The following is a 17,157-nucleotide window of genomic DNA, read 5'->3' as shown; positions in this document are numbered from 1 at the left end:
CCAGGAATATAGACATGGCAAAACCTGCTGCTCGTCCTCGTAAAAAAGTTAAAAAGACAGTGGTTGATGGCATCGCCCACATCCATGCATCTTTCAACAACACCATCGTGACCATCACCGACCGTCAGGGCAATGCTTTGTCCTGGGCGACCTCCGGTGGTTCGGGTTTCCGTGGTTCGCGCAAATCCACCCCGTTCGCAGCTCAGATTGCTGCTGAGCGTGCTGGTCAAGCTGCGCTGGAATACGGTCTGAAAAACCTCGACGTAAACGTCAAGGGTCCAGGTCCAGGTCGTGAGTCCGCCGTTCGTGCATTGAACAGCTGCGGCTACAAGATCGCCAGCATCACCGACGTGACGCCTATCCCGCACAACGGGTGCCGTCCGCCGAAGAAGCGTCGCGTGTAATCAGGAGACAGAAGAATGGCACGTTACATTGGTCCAAAATGCAAACTGTCTCGTCGTGAAGGCACTGACCTGTTCCTGAAGAGCGGCGTTCGCGCTCTGGAATCGAAGTGCAACATCGAAGCAGCCCCAGGTATCCACGGCCAGCGCCGTGGCCGTCAGTCCGACTACGGCACCCAGCTGCGTGAGAAACAAAAAGTTCGTCGTATCTACGGTGTTCTGGAGCGTCAGTTCCGCGGTTACTACCAAGCTGCTGCCTCGAAAAAAGGCGCAACCGGTGAGAACCTGCTGCAACTGCTCGAGTGCCGTCTGGATAACGTCGTTTACCGTATGGGCTTCGGCTCGACTCGTTCCGAGTCCCGTCAGCTGGTTTCGCACAAAGCGATCAGCGTCAACGGTAAGACTGTAAACATTCCATCCTACCAAGTTCGTCCGGGTGACGTGGTCGCGGTTCGCGAGAAGTCGCTGAGCCAGCTGCGCATTGTTCAAGCCCTTGAACTCTGCGCCCAGCGTGGCCGCGTTGAGTGGGTTGACGTGGATGCTGCCAAAAAGTCGGGCGTTTTCAAGAACGTTCCTGCTCGCAGCGACCTGTCTGCCGACATCAACGAGAACCTGATTGTCGAGCTCTACTCCAAGTAAGGGCTAGAAAATAGGTGCATCCATGCAGATTTCGGTAAATGAGTTCCTGACTCCCCGCCATATTGATGTGCAGGTAGTCAGTCCGACCCGCGCCAAGATTACGCTCGAGCCTCTCGAGCGTGGTTTCGGCCATACCCTGGGCAACGCGCTGCGCCGCATCCTGTTGTCCTCCATGCCTGGCTGTGCAGTAGTCGAGGCCGAGATCGATGGCGTACTCCATGAGTACTCCGCGATCGAAGGTGTTCAGGAAGACGTCATTGAAATCCTGTTGAACCTGAAAGGCCTGGCTATCAAACTGCACGGTCGTGACGAAGTTACGCTGACCTTGTCGAAAAAGGGTTCGGGGGTGGTTACCGCTGCCGATATTCAGCTGGATCACGATGTCGAGATCGTCAACCCCGATCACGTAATCGCGAACCTGGCGTCGAACGGCGCCCTGAACATGAAGCTCACTGTAGCTCGTGGTCGTGGTTACGAGCCGGCCGACTCCCGTCAAACCGACGAAGACGAAAGCCGTAGCATTGGCCGTCTGCAGTTGGACGCTTCGTTCAGCCCGGTGCGTCGTATCGCCTATGTGGTCGAGAACGCCCGTGTTGAACAGCGTACCAACCTGGACAAACTGGTCATTGATCTGGAAACCAACGGCACCCTGGACCCTGAAGAGGCTATCCGCCGCGCTGCGACCATCCTGCAACAGCAGTTGGCCGCGTTCGTCGACCTCAAAGGTGACAGCGAGCCTGTCGTAGTCGAGCAGGAAGACGAGATCGATCCGATCCTGCTGCGTCCGGTTGACGACCTGGAACTGACTGTACGTTCGGCCAACTGCCTGAAGGCGGAGAACATCTACTACATCGGCGACCTGATTCAGCGTACCGAAGTAGAGCTGTTGAAAACTCCTAACCTCGGCAAGAAGTCCCTGACTGAAATCAAGGACGTCCTGGCCTCTCGTGGTCTGTCTCTCGGCATGCGCCTCGACAACTGGCCGCCTGCAAGTCTTAAGAAAGACGACAAGGCGACCGCCTGATCGTCGTAATCACCGAACGTAGTGTTTGGTAAGGAATGAATCATGCGTCATCGTAAAAGTGGACGTCACCTGAGCCGTACCAGCTCTCACCGCAAGGCTATGTTCCAGAACATGGCAGTGTCGTTGATCGAGCACGAGCTGATCAAAACCACCCTGCCGAAAGCCAAGGAACTGCGCCGCGTTGCCGAGCCGCTGATCACCCTGGCCAAGGAAGACAGCGTTGCTAACCGTCGTCTGGCCTTCGACCGTACCCGTTCGAAGTCCGCTGTTGGCAAACTGTTCAACGACCTGGGCAAGCGCTACGCCACCCGTCAGGGCGGCTACCTGCGCATCCTGAAGTGCGGTTTCCGTGCTGGCGACAACGCGCCTATGGCGTACGTCGAGCTGGTTGATCGTCCTGTCGGCGGTGCTGTAGAAGCTGCTGAGTAAGACGTTCTGTCTGCTACAAAGAACCGGGCCTAGTGCCCGGTTTTTTGTGTCTGCAGCTATTGTTTATTTCTATTAATACAAGTCAGCCAATGAATTTGCTCTAGCAGCTTGGCTCATCGATACTCTCCCATAGCCGATCAGCCGGCGTTCGAAGACCGATAAGGAGAGCCCATGAGCAAGACTCTTACCACCGCCAGCGGTGCACCAGTAGCCGACAACCAGAACTCCCGCTCCGCCGGCCCACGTGGCCCATTGTTGCTCGACGACTTCCACCTCATCGAGAAACTCGCCCATTTCAATCGCGAGAACATTCCGGAGCGCCGCGTACACGCCAAGGGTTCGGGTGCGTACGGCACCTTCACCGTCACCCGCGATATAACGGCCTACACCAGCGCCAAGCTTTTCGGCGAAATCGGCAAGCAAACCGAAACCTTCCTGCGTTTTTCCACCGTTGGTGGCGAGCGTGGTTCAGCCGATACCGAGCGTGACCCGCGTGGCTTCGCCGTAAAGTTTTACACCGAAGAAGGCAACTGGGACATTGTGGGCAACAACACCCCCGTGTTCTTCATTCGCGACCCGTTGAAGTTCCCGGACTTTATCCACACCCAGAAGCGCCACCCACAGACCAACCTCAAGAATGCCCAGATGATGTGGGACTTCTGGTCGCATTCGCCTGAAGCGCTGCATCAGGTCACCATTCTGTTCTCGGATAGAGGCATCCCTGATGGCTATCGCCATATGCACGGCTTTGGCAGCCACACCTACAGCCTGATCAACCAGAAAGGCGAGCGCACCTGGGTGAAGTGGCACTTCAAGACCCAGCAAGGCATCAAGAACCTCGCCCCCGCAGAAGCGGCGCGCCTGGCCGGTACCGATCCGGACTATGCGCAGCGCGACTTGTTTGCAGCCATTGAGCGTGGTGACTACCCGCGTTGGACCGTGTGCATGCAGGTCATGAGCGAAGCGGAGGCGGCGAGCCGTGAGGAAAACCCGTTCGACGTCACCAAAACCTGGTCGCAGAAGGACTACCCGCTGATCGAGGTGGGGGTGCTGGAGCTTAACCGGAACCCGCTCAACTATTTCGCTGAAGTCGAGCAAGCAGCGTTTGGGCCTAGCAACATGGTGCCTGGCGTTGGTCTGTCACCCGACCGCATGCTGCAGGGCCGCGTATTCGCCTACGCTGACGCCCACCGCTACCGTGTCGGTACCAACCACCAGCAACTGCCGGTGAATGCACCGCGCTGCGCTGTGAACAGCTACCAGCGCGACGGCTCCATGGCGACCGGCAGTTATGGTGCGGCGCCGAATTACGAGCCTAATAGCTACGCCGACGCACCCAAGCAGTCACCGCGTCACGCTGAACCTGCACTGGCGCTCACCGGTGCAGCGGACCGCCATGATCACCGTGAGGACAACGACTACTACAGCCACGCCGGCGCGCTCTTCCGCTTGATGAGCAACGAGCAGAAGGCGCTGCTGATCAGCAACATCGCCGGGGCCATGGCAGGGGTCAGTGACGATGTCATCCAGCGCCAGTTGCAGTATTTCTTCATGGCTGACCCGGCCTATGGCGAAGGTATCGCCAAGGCGTTGGGCGTGAATCTCGCTTAACTCGAAGTGATAAGAAGAACCGCCCTCATTTGGGCGGTTTTTCAATGAATATCACTACTGTTTAGCCGATTTTTTGCCCGGATTGCCCCTTTTTCGGTGACCTTCGGCAAAAGCTGGTTCACACTATGCGGCATAGAAGCTTCCACATGGAGAAACAGGGCGATGCAAGGCCATCCGGACGTAATCAACTACCTCGTCACGCTGCTGAAGGGCGAACTGGCGGCACGCGACCAGTACTTCATTCATTCGCGCATGTACGAAGACTGGGGCCTGTCCAAACTCTACGAGCGCATCAACCACGAGATGGAAGAAGAGGCGCAACACGCTGATGCGCTGATGCGTCGTATCCTCATGCTGGAAGGTACGCCTGACATGCGTGCAGACGACCTGGAAGTCGGCAGCACCGTGCCGGAAATGATCGAAGCCGACCTCAAGCTTGAATACAAAGTGCGCGCTGCGTTGTGCAAAGGCATCGAGTTGTGCGAATTGCACAAGGACTATGTCAGCCGCGACATTCTGCGTGCGCAGTTGGCCGACACTGAAGAAGATCATACCTACTGGCTGGAAAAGCAGCAGGGGCTGATCAAGGCCATTGGCCTGGAGAACTACCTGCAATCGCAGATGTAATACCCGGGGGGCTGCTTTGCAGCCCATCGCGACACAAGGCCGCCCCTACAGGCGATCGCGCAACCCAAAGGTTCATGCGATCGCCTGTAGGGGCGGCCTTGTGTCGCGATGGGGCGCAAAGCGCCCCCAAATGCCTTAGGCCCGATCCCGCTCCAGCAGCGGTTTCAAGTAATGCCCGGTATACGACTGTTTCATCTCGCTCAGTTCTTCCGGCGTACCGCAGGCAATGATCTGCCCACCCTTGGAGCCACCCTCTGGCCCCAGGTCCACCAGCCAGTCGGCCGTCTTGATTACATCCAGGTTATGCTCGATCACCACCACGGTGTTGCCGTGGTCGCGCAGGCGGTGCAGCACATCCAGCAACTGCTGAATATCGGCAAAGTGCAGACCAGTGGTCGGCTCGTCGAGGATATACAGGGTCTTGCCGGTGTCACGCTTGGACAGCTCGCGGGACAGCTTGACCCGTTGCGCCTCGCCGCCGGACAGGGTGGTCGCCGACTGCCCCAGCTTGATGTAGGACAAACCCACGTCCATCAGTGTTTGCAGCTTGCGCGCCAACGCCGGCACCGCATCGAAGAACTCGCGGGCATCCTCGATGGTCATCTCCAGCACCTCGTGGATGTTCTTGCCCTTGTACTTGATCTCCAGGGTCTCGCGGTTGTAGCGCTTGCTCTTGCACACGTCGCAGGGTACGTAGATGTCCGGCAGGAAGTGCATTTCCACCTTGATCAAGCCATCGCCCTGGCAGGCCTCGCAACGGCCGCCCTTGACGTTGAACGAGAAGCGCCCAGGGCCATAACCGCGGGAGCGCGACTCGGGCACGCCGGAGAACAGCTCACGGATCGGAGTAAAAATGCCGGTGTAGGTAGCCGGGTTCGAGCGCGGGGTACGGCCAATCGGGCTCTGGTCGATATCCACGACCTTGTCCAGGTGCTGCAGGCCGTCCATGCTGCTGTGGGGCGCCGCCTCAATGCTGCTTGCGCCATTCAGGGCGGTCGCTGCCAGCGGGTACAGGGTGTTGTTGATCAGTGTCGACTTGCCCGAGCCAGATACCCCGGTCACGCACGTCAACAAGCCAATCGGCACCTCGAGGTCAACATTCTGCAGGTTGTTGCCGCGTGCCCCCTTCAGCTTGAGTTGCAGCTTCTTGTTGCGCGGCGTGCGCTTGGCGGGCACGACGATCTTCTTGCGCCCCGACAGGTATTTGCCCGTCAGCGAGTCAGGATGGTCCATGACCTCCTGCGGCGAACCCTCGGCAACGATCTGCCCGCCATGTACGCCCGCACCTGGGCCGATGTCCACTACGTAGTCCGCCAGGCGGATGGCGTCTTCATCATGCTCCACCACAATGACCGTGTTACCCAGGTCGCGCAGGTGATTGAGCGTCGCCAGCAGGCGGTCGTTGTCGCGTTGATGAAGGCCGATCGACGGTTCGTCGAGAATGTACATCACCCCCACCAGGCCTGCGCCGATCTGGCTGGCCAGGCGGATACGCTGGGCCTCGCCCCCCGACAAGGTGTCGGCACTGCGGTCCAGGGTGAGGTAGTCGAGGCCGACGTTGACCAGGAACTGCAGGCGTTCGCAGATTTCCTTGAGGATTTTCGAGGCAATTTCGCCGCGGCGGCCGGTCAGGGTCAGTTCGGCAAAATAGCTGCTGGCATCGCCAATGGGCAGGTTGGTGACCGCCGGCAGGGTTTTCTCGCCAACCCACACGTGGCGCGCTTCGCGACGCAGGCGGGTGCCGCGGCAGTCCGGGCAGGGCTGGGTGCCGAGGAACTTGGCCAGTTCTTCACGCACGGTGGCCGATTCGGTCTCGCGGTAGCGGCGCTCCAGGTTCGGCACAATGCCTTCGAACGGGTGCGAGCGCTTGACGATATCGCCGCGGTCGTTGAGGTACTTGAAGTCGACACTGTGCTTGCCGCTGCCTTGCAGGATCACCTTCTGGTGCTCGGCAGACAGCTCGCCAAACGGCTCTTCCAGGCTGAAGCCATAGTGCGCCGCCAGTGAGCCGAGCATCTGGAAGTAGTACACGTTGCGGCGGTCCCAGCCGCGGATGGCACCCTCGGCCAAGGTAAGCTCGGCATTGACCAGGCGCTTGGTGTCGAAGAACTGCTTCACACCCAGGCCGTCGCAAGTCGGGCAGGCTCCCGCCGGGTTGTTGAAGGAAAACAGCTTGGGCTCCAGCTCGCTGATCGCGTGGCCGCACACCGGGCAAGCGAAACGGGCAGAGAAGATCGTCTCTTCGCCTTGCTCGTCGTCCATCGGTGCCACTAGGGCAATCCCGTCGGCCAGTTTCAGCGCAGTTTCGAACGATTCGGCCAGGCGCTGCTGCAGGTCGGCGCGCACCTTGAAGCGGTCCACTACCACATCGATGCTGTGCTTCTTCTGCTTGTCCAGCTTGGGCAACTCATCAAGCTCATAGAGCTTGCCGTTGACCCGGGCGCGCACGAAACCCTGCGCGCGCATTTCATCGAACACTGCCAGGTGCTCGCCCTTGCGCTCGCGCACCACCGGCGCCAGAAGCATCAGCTTGCTGCCTTCGGGGCGCTCCAGCACCAGGTCGACCATCTGGCTGACGGTTTGCGCCTCCAGCGGAATGTCGTGGTCCGGGCAGCGTGGGGTACCGACGCGGGCGTACAGCAGGCGCAGGTAGTCGTAGATCTCGGTGATGGTGCCGACCGTCGAGCGCGGGTTATGCGACGTCGATTTCTGTTCGATGGAGATTGCCGGGGATAGACCTTCGATGGTGTCGACGTCGGGCTTTTCCATCATCGACAGGAATTGCCGGGCGTAGGCCGACAACGATTCCACATAGCGGCGCTGGCCTTCGGCGTACAGGGTATCGAACGCCAGCGAAGACTTGCCGGAACCGGACAGGCCGGTGATCACGATCAGCTTGTCCCGGGGCAAGGTCAGGTCGATGTTCTTCAGGTTGTGGGTACGTGCCCCACGAATCAGGATCTTGTCCACTGCGGCCTCGCTTGGCGGGCATAAACAAAGAATTATACGGCCCCCTGCCAGTACGCGGCAAAGCGTCGCGTAGATGCCGTCAAGCTGTCGGACTGATAGAATCGCCGCCGGTTCACACGAGGTTACGCCATGCATGACACCCACAACGAGCGCATGAGCAGCAGCGAAACCCGCGCTGCTGGTGGCCTGGCCCTGGTCTTTGCCTTTCGTATGCTGGGCATGTTCATGGTCTTGCCGGTACTGGCCACCTACGGCATGGACCTGGCCGGTGCCACACCTGCGCTGATTGGCCTGGCCATCGGGGCCTATGGCCTGACCCAGGCGGTATTGCAGATTCCGTTCGGGATGATTTCCGACCGCATCGGGCGGCGTCCGATCATCTACCTGGGGTTGGTGATCTTTGCCCTGGGCAGTGTCCTGGCGGCCCAGGCCGACTCTATCTGGGGGGTGATCGCGGGGCGCATCCTGCAAGGTGCCGGGGCAATTTCGGCTGCCGTCATGGCGCTGCTCTCGGACCTGACTCGTGAACAACACCGGACCAAGGCCATGGCCATGATCGGCATGAGCATCGGCCTGTCGTTTGCCGTGGCCATGGTCGTCGGGCCACTGCTGACAAGTGCCTTTGGTTTGTCAGGATTGTTCCTTGCCACTGCCGGGCTTGCCCTGGTCGGCATCCTGCTGATCGCCTTCGTTGTGCCCAGTACCCACAGCCTTCTGCAGCACCGCGAGTCGGGTGTGGCGCGCAAGGCACTCGGCCCGACCCTGCGTCATCCGGACCTTTTGCGCCTGGACGTGAGCATCTTCGTGCTGCACGCCGTCCTCATGGCCAGCTTCGTCGCGCTGCCCCTGGCCTTCGTCGAGCGTGGCGGGCTGCCAAAAGAGCAGCACTGGTGGGTCTACCTGACCGCACTGTTCATCTCATTTTTTGCAATGGTGCCGTTCATCATCTACGGCGAAAAAAAGCGCAAGATGAAGCGTGTGTTGGCCGGTGCAGTCAGTGTCCTGCTGCTGACAGAGATATACTTCTGGGAGTGGGCTGACGGTTTGCGCGGACTGGTGATTGGCACCGTGGTATTCTTTACCGCATTCAACCTGCTGGAGGCCTCGCTGCCTTCGCTGGTGAGCAAGGTGTCGCCTGCCGGTGGCAAGGGCACGGCAATGGGGGTTTATTCCACCAGCCAGTTCCTTGGTGCGGCACTGGGTGGAATTCTGGGTGGCTGGCTGTTCCAGCACGGTGGGTTGGACACGGTATTCCTCGGCTGCGCGGTATTGTGTGCAATCTGGCTGATCGTCGCGTTGTCCATGAACGAGCCGCCGTATGTGACCAGCTTGCGCATGCCGCTGACGCCAGAGGCAGCCCGGGAAGCCGGCCTGACCGAGCGACTGATGGCCGTGCCGGGTGTGACCGACGCTGTGGTGGTTGCTGAAGAAGCGGCCATCTATATCAAACTGGATACGAAAATTTTGGACCGTGCGACCCTCGAGCGACTGGTGAATCCAGCCTCTTCGGCGTGCGAAGCCTAGGAGAACGTTATGGCCCGTGGGGTTAACAAAGTCATTCTGGTCGGCACTTGTGGCCAGGATCCCGAAGTCCGCTACCTGCCCAACGGTAACGCCGTGACCAACCTGAGCCTGGCTACCAGCGAGCAGTGGACTGACAAGCAGTCGGGCCAGAAGGTCGAGCGTACCGAGTGGCACCGTGTGTCGCTGTTCGGCAAGGTTGCCGAAATTGCCGGCGAGTACCTGCGTAAAGGTTCGCAGTGCTACATCGAAGGCAAGCTGCAGACCCGCGAGTGGGAAAAAGACGGCATCAAGCGTTACACCACCGAGATCATCGTCGACATCAACGGCACCATGCAGCTGCTCGGCGGCCGCCCGCAGGGCCAGCAACAAGGCGGTGATCCGTACAACCAGGGTGGCGGCAACTACAACCAGGGTGGTGGTCAACAGCAGTACAACCAGGCCCCGCCGCGCCAGCAGGCCCAGCGCCCGCAACAGGCCCCTCAGCGCCCGGCGCCACAGCAGCCAGCGCCTCAGCCGGCAGCGGACTTCGACAGCTTCGATGACGATATTCCGTTCTAGCCCGTAGCTTTTCGATACTGTAAACAACAAAAGCGAAGCCATTGATTTGGCTTCGCTAACAAGGACTTATCTTAATTAATAACTTCGTAGGGAAGCCCTACGTAGTTTTCAGCGATCGTCTTCAGCCCTGCCTCGGACTCGACAAAGTAGTCCAGTTCGGTCTGAACCATTCGCTGCGTGAACTCGTCAGTGCCCGGAAATTTATGCAGCATCGACGTCAGCCACCAGGAGAAGCGCTCCGCTTTCCAGATACGCTTGAGGCACACCTCGGAGTAACGCTCTATCAAATCCTTGCGTCCCTCCATAACGGCCTTCACGAGGATTGAGTACAGAGTGCTCACATCGCTGGCCGCCAAGTTGAGTCCTTTCGCCCCGGTGGGTGGAACAATGTGCGCCGCGTCACCGACCAAGAAGAGGTTCCCGTACTGCATTGGCTCAACGACAAAGCTACGCAGGGGCGCGATGCTCTTTTCGATGGAGGGACCTGTGATCAGTTTGGCAGCCGTTTCGCTGGGAAGCCGGCTCTTTAGCTCATCCCAGAAGCGCTCATCGGACCAGTTTTCGACTTTCTCTTCCGAACCAACTTGAACGTAGTAGCGTGTGCGAGTGGGTGATCGCATGCTGCACAAGGCAAATCCACGTTCATGCTTGGCGTAAATCAGCTCATCGTTCACTGGAGGCGTATCTGCCAACACGCCTAGCCAACCGAACGGATAGACACGTTCGAATTCTTTGAGCACACCCTCTGGAATGGATTTACGGGAGATGCCGTGATAACCGTCACATCCAGCCACGTACGCGCAGTCAAGGCGTACGTTCTCACCGTTATAGGTAAACGTCACATAGGGTGAGTCGGATTTCAGTTCGTGAAGCTCAACGTCCGGCACGGAGTAAAGCGTGGTGGCACCGCTCTTGAGCCGAGCCGCCATGAGGTCTCTTGTTACTTCTGTTTGGCCGTAGATCGTGACGGTCTTACCGCCGGTTAACGCTTTCAGGTCGACATGGACGCGCTTGTTGTTGAATGCCAACTCGAAGCCGTCATGAACAAGGCCCTCACGCTCCATTCGCTCTGCCACGCCAGCTTCGCGGAGAAGGTCCACCATTCCTTGCTCAAGAACCCCGGCACGAATTCGGCCCAATACATAGTCAGGGCTTTGTCTTTCGATAATGACGTTGTCGATGCCAGCTTTATGAAGTAGTTGACCCAGCAAAAGCCCCGAGGGGCCCGCGCCGATGATCGCGACAGTAGTTTTCATAATGACCTCAATTTACTCTCAGGCATTTCACACGCGCAGCCGGGTGCTTGCTACGCGACTGGTAACTAAGATTTAGAACGTATGAACGGGAGGTGGCGGGCTCAGGTATTGAGCTGACCGCTACCCCTGTTGTGTTTAGAAGAAGCCCAAAGGGTTGATGTCGTAGCTGATCAGCAAGTTTTTGGTCTGCTGATAATGGTCGAGCATCATTTTGTGGGTTTCACGACCTACACCAGACTTTTTGTAGCCGCCGAATGCCGCGTGTGCGGGATAGAGGTGGTAGCAATTGGTCCATACTCGGCCAGCCTTGATAGCACGACCCATTCTGTACGCACGGTTGATGTCGCGCGTCCACAGGCCGGCGCCGAGGCCAAATTCGGTGTCATTCGCGATGGCCAACGCTTCAGCTTCATCTTTGAAGGTGGTCACCCCAACTACAGGTCCGAAGATCTCCTCCTGGAAGACTCGCATTTTATTGTGACCCTTGAGCAGCGTAGGCTGTATGTAGTACCCGCTGGAGAGATCACCATCCAAGGCTTCGGAGGCGCCACCTGCGAGTAGTTCGGCCCCTTCCTCTTGAGCAATGTCCAGGTAGCTCAGGATTTTTTCAAACTGCTGTTGCGACGCCTGAGCACCTACCATGGTTTCAGTGTCCAGAGGGTTGCCACGCTTGATGGCCTTCATCTTCCTCTGTACTGCGTCCATGAAGGGCTCGAAAATCGATTCCTGAACGAGAGCTCGTGAAGGACAGGTGCATACCTCCCCTTGGTTGAAGAAAGCCAGGACCAGCCCTTCAGCAGCTTTTTCGATGAACTCTGGCTCTGCCGCCATGATGTCTTCAAAGAAAATGTTCGGGCTTTTCCCACCCAGCTCAACAGTGCTCGGGATGATGCTCGCCGCAGCGCATTTCATGATGTGAGAGCCGACCGGCGTTGAACCGGTGAACGCGATTTTGGCTATTCGCGTGCTCGTAGCCAGTGCTTCACCAGCTTCGCGGCCAAAGCCTTGAACAATGTTAAGGACGCCCGGCGGCAACAGATCACCAATTAGCTCGATAAACACGGTGATCGAAAGAGGGGTCTGCTCCGCAGGCTTGAGGACGATGGTGTTGCCTGCAGCCAATGCCGGAGCGAGTTTCCACGCAGCCATCAGCAGCGGGAAATTCCAGGGAATGATTTGGGCAACCACACCCAGCGGTTCATGAAAATGGTAGGCCGCAGTGTGTTCATTGATCTCAGCTGCTCCGCCCTCCTGGGCACGGATGCAGCCTGCAAAGTATCGGAAGTGATCTGCAGCCAGTGGGACATCAGCATTAAGGGTTTCACGTACCGCCTTACCGTTGTCCCACGTTTCACTCACTGCGAGAATCTCAAGATTGGCCTCGATCCGATCCGCGATTTTCAACAGGATTCGCGCACGATCCTGAACTGAAGTTTTCCCCCAGACATCGGCTGCCGCGTGCGCTGCATCCAGCGCTTTTTCTACATCGTCAGCCCCCGATCGCGGAAACTCGGCAATCACTGCACCGTTAACTGGAGACGAATTGGTGAAGTATTGGCCTGCGAGAGGTGGGACAAATTCGCCGTTGATGTAGTTGCCGTAGCGCTCTTTGAACGAAACGACGGAGCCAGGTTGTCCAGGATTGACGTAAATCATGTTGAAAATCTCTTTTTGGTTAAGACGCAGCCTGCGCTGTCAGAACGGGTAAGGGCGTGGCTTCACCTGAATCGATACCCACTGGGTGGTGGTAAATTCTTCAATCGCCCAGTCACCGTTGAAGCGGCCGAGCCCTGAATTCTTTTCCCCGCCGAACGGAATATTTGGAGCGTCGGCGACTGGGATATCGTTCACATGAGCCATTCCAGAGTGAATACGGCGAGCGAATTGCGCGCCACGCTCCAGGTCTTGGCAGAACACGGCGGCCGATAGTCCGTAGCAGGTGTCGTTGGCGAGAGCGAGGGCATGTTCAGCGTCGCGGGCACGCATGATCCCTGCAATCGGCCCGAAGATTTCGTCGTATGCCAATTCCATCGAGGGCTGCACTTCAGTGAACACGTGCGGAGCGAATACCAAACCAGAAGATTCACCGGCATAAGCCAGGTGCGCACCCTCGGCTTTTGCCTGCTCCACTTTCTTTTGCAGGCCTCCAAACTGTTTGCGGTTGATCACCGGTCCTACAGCGGTCTTCGGATCAGCAGGATCACCCAGTGCCAAACCACGCACACGCTGAATGAACAGCTCGACGAAGCGGTCGTACACAGCGTCCTCGACGATGAAGCGGTTTACCGCCATGCAGATTTGACCCTGGTGAAGGAACTTGCCTACAACAGCTGCATGTGAGGCTTGTTCAAGATCGGCATCAGCCAACACAACGAAGGGGTTGTTACCACCAAGCTCAAGGGCGACGTGCTTGAGGTATTTTCCACTGCCCACCTGTTTAGCGATGTTCTGGCCTACCGGTGTAGACCCTGTGAAGGAGATCAAACCCGGGACTTTGTGCTGGACAAACGGATCACCGATTTCAGCTCCAGCGCCGACCACGACACTCAGAACGCCAGGTGGAAGTCCAGCTTCTTCAAAGATGCGGGCCAGTAGCAGACCGCCTGTTACGGGAGTGTCGCTTGCTGGTTTAATAACCACAGCGTTGCCGAGTGCCAATGCGGGCGCTACAGAGCGTTGGGTCAAATGCAGAGGGAAGTTCCAAGGGCTGATGACGCCCACCACTCCAAGCGGTCTGCGGTAGATACGGCTTTCCTTGTCAGGTATGTCCGTCTCTACAATGCGCCCGTGAACGCGGTTGGGGAATGATGCAGCCTCAAGGGTGATGGCTTTCGCCGCCATCCATTCAAACTCCGCCTTGACCACGGTACTGCCTGATTCTTTCACCAGCCAGCTGACCACCTCGTCGTGGCGCTCGTCGAGAATTTGTGCTGCGCGCAGCAGAACGGCGGAGCGTGCAGAAGGCCCCAACGATGCCCAGGCCAGCTGAGCTATTTCAGCAACCAGGTAGGCCTCATCCAGATCAGCCTTGGTGGCCATCGGGATCTCAATGAGGGGGGACTCGGTGAACGGGTTCAGTACGGTCAGCGCACGATCCGAACTACCGGCGCGGCTGACACCACCGATCGGTTGAAGGTGCAACTGGCTGTAATGCTCTGGCTTGCTCATCAGTTAGTCCTCAAGTCGGAATTGTTGGCTTCCCCGTTCGCTTTGCCAGCGTGGAAAGGGCAACCAGATGAATCGGCGGACGGTATGGAGGGTTGGCTAGTCGCTCCAGGGAAAGGACATTTCACCTCGGCTGTAGGCGGATCAATGTGTTGGCCTGGGCGTACCGGTTTCCTGCGCGCCTTTTCTGGAGTTGATAATTTCGGGTCGGGGAAGACACGCTCCTGAAGCGTTAAGCCGAACCACAGGCCCTTTCGCATCACCCACTTCATGATCGGGTTAGGTTTCCCGGACTGCATCAAGCCGTTGATGGTGGGAAGCTGGAACGAGAGATAGAGTTGACGGCCAATCCACCCTAATGGGCCTGGGAAGTAGGCATCCACGAATTGCTTGATGATGGCCTCGGTCAGCACTCGCCCGGATTCAACCTGTTCCCATGGCTGGGCTTCGTAATCCTCGATGTACTGCAGCATGGCCTCGAAGCTTTCCGGATACTCAGTGACTAAACCGTCTTCACTCCAGAATTGCCGGCAGATAGCGGCCCAGTAGCGCTGCGAAGCGATTTGCTGATTTTTGGTAAAACCCGGAAGACCGACGCTCAGGCGCAAGCGGTGCAGGTTGGCCCCGATCCAGGCTGTGGTATAGATCACATCGCGAGCCGGGAATGTACCAGGGGAACGCTTGGCAAGTGCTGCATGCCCGCGATTCACATGCGCCAATGAAGCTTGCATCCTCGGATCATCCGGCCCGTATTCGAACCAGGTCCAAAAATGCTGCAAGGTGTCGTCGGTACGCTTCTGCGGTTTTTTGATGGCTTTTTCTGTCGTTACTCCCATCACGACGCTGCCCGCCGGCGGTTGGGTAAAAGCAGGGATGCCCAGCGTGTAAACCAGGTTCATCACAAAGTCGTTCACATAGTACGTTGTGGACAGCCGCCAGATTTCGGCAAAGTCCTTTTCAGGGTCCAGCCGCTCTATTTCCCTGGCTATCCATTTGTATCCGCGGTTGTCGCTAACCGCTGCGTTGGTGCCTTGCATGATGTCCTCCATGACGCGGAAAAAGCTCCGCGTCTATAGCAGGTGACTTAGAATTTGAAGACCAAGCCCGTCTGGAAGACCAGCGGGTCGAGAGTGACTTCAGCCTTTGCGGGCGCGCCACCGAGGTTGCCCTTCGCATCGGTCTCCAAATACAGCTTCTTCACGTCCAGGAAGACGCCGTAGCCCTCGCCAAACCAGTATTCGGCACCGGCTTGGAAGTACGGACCCCAGGTATCGTCGATTTCCAGATCCTGGACAGCACCGTCCTCAGAGCTGAATATTTTCAGGTAGCTCAGGCCAGCGCCCAGATACGGGCGGAAGGCGCCTTTCTCGTTGAACTGGTACTGCAACGAAATACCGGCGGGCCCGTATTTCGCTTTACCCAACGTCCCTAGTCCGTCAGCTGTGCCCTTACCAGTCAGCTTAGTCTTCGGAGGGTTGCCCAACGTCAACGCGACAGACCAGTTCGGCGCGAAGCGGTAGCCCAACTCACCGATGAGTGCAGCGTTATTCTTCATGTCGGCACCGGCACCTGGAATGGTGTTGCCGAATGCCTTCAATGTGACGTCCTCGTCGAACTGAATGTAGCCAGGGCCGATTCGCAGCCACCAGTTAGATTCATCTGCAGCGTGTGCCATTGAACCGTAGGCAGTTAACACCGAAGCGCAGAGTGTCGCGGCCGTTCTCTTAAACGACAGGCTGTAACGGGACAGATTACTCATGTGTACCTCTTATTTTTATTTAGCACGCAAGGACGTCGGCTCCACGGCAATGCTTAGGGCATGACCGGGGAATACATCAATAAAGCTATTGGAGCTTGAGCTGGTCGATGATTCGTCGAGCGCGGTTCGCTCCAACATCAACATGAATATCGATCATGGGTTTTTCACCGAAGCGACGCATGTTCTGGTACTGCGCTTCAATGACTTCTTTGTCTTCATCGAAGGTCAGGACTGTTTGTTCAATCACTTTGGCCTTGATGAGCTCAGGATCACTCACTGGGTTAGTTGCCATCGTCCAGAAATAATGGCTTGTGGTATCCGTCTCTGGCGTTACTCCGTGGAAGCCACGCATATGGAACCCGCCACGCTCCGGATCATCCATCGAGTCAGTTCCGACATCGACCGCGCCGGTCCAGATTCGGAGATGCGATACATGAAATTCAATTTCCTGCCAACGATCGACATTGCCCTTGAAAGGGAAAGCGGCAGTGTAAGTGGGCGGTGGGACTGAGTCAGGCATGTAGCGTACAACCCGGACCATGTCACCTTCACTTTCAACCTTCATCTCGGCGTTCATGTGAATCCGCGCATTCCCGCCAATAGTTTTCAAGTGCACATAACCCAGATGGCTCAGGTCCATCAGGTTGTCGTGAATGAGCTGATACGGCGCGTCGTAGTGGTAGACGGAACCATCAAAAACATACTTTCCGCTACTGTGGACCTCGTATGCTGGTGGCTCGCAATCAGGCTCGGATGCTGCGTCAGCTCCAAACCAGATCCACACGATCTGATCACGCTCACGCACATGGTAAGCGGGTACTTTTGCCTTACTTGGGATCTTGTCCTGGCCAGGGATCTCAACGCATTTGCCGGCTTGGTTGAACAGCAAACCGTGATACCCACAGCGAACCCCGGCTTCTTCCAACGTCCCGTTAGACAGAGGCAGCGCTCGATGACAGCAGCGGTCTTCCAAGGCAGCGACTTGGCCATCGCCCATGCGGAACAGGACAACAGGCTTGTTGAGCAATGTACGCCCTACAGGTTTGTCCTTGAGCTCCCAGCTCAGCGCAGCGACATACCACTGGTTTAGTGGAAAGGCTGTGGCTTTAGGCGTTGGCGCAACCTCATAGGCGAGTTGTTCAGCAGCAGAAGTGCTCATGGCATCCTCCATCGATCAGGTTTTTATTATCGGAA

Annotated in this window: 15 protein-coding genes; 8 read left to right on the top strand and 7 right to left on the bottom strand. The window is 57.6% G+C overall.

The window, feature by feature from the left end; translation table 11 throughout:
* The first annotated feature begins 14 nt into the window (after window positions 1-14).
* The 6 genes from rpsK (at window position 15) to bfr (ending at window position 4,731) form a co-directional block, all read left to right on the top strand.
* Entirely contained in the window at window positions 15-404 is a 390-nt protein-coding gene (gene rpsK / locus EGJ22_RS03625; protein ID WP_003255454.1) for a 30S ribosomal protein S11, read from the top strand.
* A gap of 15 nt (window positions 405-419) precedes the next feature.
* Complete coding sequence (gene rpsD / locus EGJ22_RS03620; protein WP_009681977.1) at window positions 420-1,040, top strand: 30S ribosomal protein S4; 621 nt, start codon at window positions 420-422, stop codon at window positions 1,038-1,040.
* Window positions 1,041-1,062: 22 nt separating this feature from the next.
* A complete protein-coding gene (gene rpoA / locus EGJ22_RS03615; protein ID WP_003255452.1) occupies window positions 1,063-2,064 on the top strand; it encodes a DNA-directed RNA polymerase subunit alpha in 1,002 nt (333 codons plus the stop codon).
* 42 nt (window positions 2,065-2,106) lie between these two features.
* Entirely contained in the window at window positions 2,107-2,493 is a 387-nt protein-coding gene (gene rplQ / locus EGJ22_RS03610) for a 50S ribosomal protein L17 (protein ID WP_003255451.1), read from the top strand.
* Window positions 2,494-2,664: 171 nt separating this feature from the next.
* Window positions 2,665-4,104, top strand: coding sequence for a catalase (locus tag EGJ22_RS03605; RefSeq protein ID WP_009681978.1), 1,440 nt, complete (start codon window positions 2,665-2,667; stop codon window positions 4,102-4,104).
* A gap of 162 nt (window positions 4,105-4,266) precedes the next feature.
* Entirely contained in the window at window positions 4,267-4,731 is a 465-nt protein-coding gene (gene bfr / locus EGJ22_RS03600) for a bacterioferritin (RefSeq protein ID WP_009681979.1), read from the top strand.
* 135 nt (window positions 4,732-4,866) lie between these two features.
* On the opposite strand, the gene uvrA is transcribed toward bfr, so the two are convergent.
* The gene (gene uvrA, locus EGJ22_RS03595) at window positions 4,867-7,701 is read right to left on the bottom strand and encodes an excinuclease ABC subunit UvrA (protein WP_029885054.1); all 2,835 of its coding nucleotides are present in this window, start codon (window positions 7,699-7,701) and stop codon (window positions 4,867-4,869) included.
* 129 nt (window positions 7,702-7,830) lie between these two features.
* Between uvrA and EGJ22_RS03590 the strand changes: the two genes are divergently transcribed.
* On the top strand, window positions 7,831-9,225 hold the full coding sequence (locus EGJ22_RS03590) for an MFS transporter (protein ID WP_009681966.1): 1,395 nt from the start codon (window positions 7,831-7,833) through the stop codon (window positions 9,223-9,225).
* A gap of 9 nt (window positions 9,226-9,234) precedes the next feature.
* The gene (locus EGJ22_RS03585) at window positions 9,235-9,783 is read left to right on the top strand and encodes a single-stranded DNA-binding protein (protein WP_009681967.1); all 549 of its coding nucleotides are present in this window, start codon (window positions 9,235-9,237) and stop codon (window positions 9,781-9,783) included.
* 71 nt (window positions 9,784-9,854) lie between these two features.
* Here EGJ22_RS03585 and pobA read toward each other — a convergent pair whose 3' ends face one another.
* The 6 genes from pobA to EGJ22_RS03555 all read right to left on the bottom strand — a co-directional run bounded on the left by pobA (window position 9,855) and on the right by EGJ22_RS03555 (window position 17,122).
* Window positions 9,855-11,039 (bottom strand): 4-hydroxybenzoate 3-monooxygenase, encoded by a 1,185-nt coding sequence (gene pobA / locus EGJ22_RS03580; protein ID WP_003137454.1) that lies wholly within the window; start codon window positions 11,037-11,039, stop codon window positions 9,855-9,857.
* A 135-nt stretch (window positions 11,040-11,174) separates the two neighbouring features.
* Window positions 11,175-12,695, bottom strand: coding sequence for an aldehyde dehydrogenase family protein (locus EGJ22_RS03575; RefSeq protein WP_019486330.1), 1,521 nt, complete (start codon window positions 12,693-12,695; stop codon window positions 11,175-11,177).
* Window positions 12,696-12,734: 39 nt separating this feature from the next.
* Window positions 12,735-14,207 (bottom strand): aldehyde dehydrogenase family protein, encoded by a 1,473-nt coding sequence (locus tag EGJ22_RS03570; protein ID WP_003137455.1) that lies wholly within the window; start codon window positions 14,205-14,207, stop codon window positions 12,735-12,737.
* Complete coding sequence (locus EGJ22_RS03565) at window positions 14,207-15,241, bottom strand: oxygenase MpaB family protein (RefSeq protein ID WP_023094434.1); 1,035 nt, start codon at window positions 15,239-15,241, stop codon at window positions 14,207-14,209. The genes EGJ22_RS03570 and EGJ22_RS03565 overlap by 1 nt, the downstream gene beginning before the upstream one ends.
* 47 nt (window positions 15,242-15,288) lie before the next feature.
* A complete protein-coding gene (locus EGJ22_RS03560) occupies window positions 15,289-15,963 on the bottom strand; it encodes an OmpW family protein (protein ID WP_019486331.1) in 675 nt (224 codons plus the stop codon).
* Window positions 15,964-16,048: 85 nt separating this feature from the next.
* Window positions 16,049-17,122 (bottom strand): aromatic ring-hydroxylating dioxygenase subunit alpha, encoded by a 1,074-nt coding sequence (locus tag EGJ22_RS03555; RefSeq protein WP_019486332.1) that lies wholly within the window; start codon window positions 17,120-17,122, stop codon window positions 16,049-16,051.
* Between the last annotated feature and the right edge of the window lie 35 nt (window positions 17,123-17,157).

Source organism: Pseudomonas sp. p99-361, from assembly GCF_003935475.1.
Taxonomy (GTDB): Bacteria; Pseudomonadota; Gammaproteobacteria; order Pseudomonadales; family Pseudomonadaceae; genus Aquipseudomonas; species Aquipseudomonas juntendi.
The sequence above is the reverse complement of the archived record's forward strand: the minus strand, read 5'-3'. Positions and strand labels throughout refer to the sequence as shown.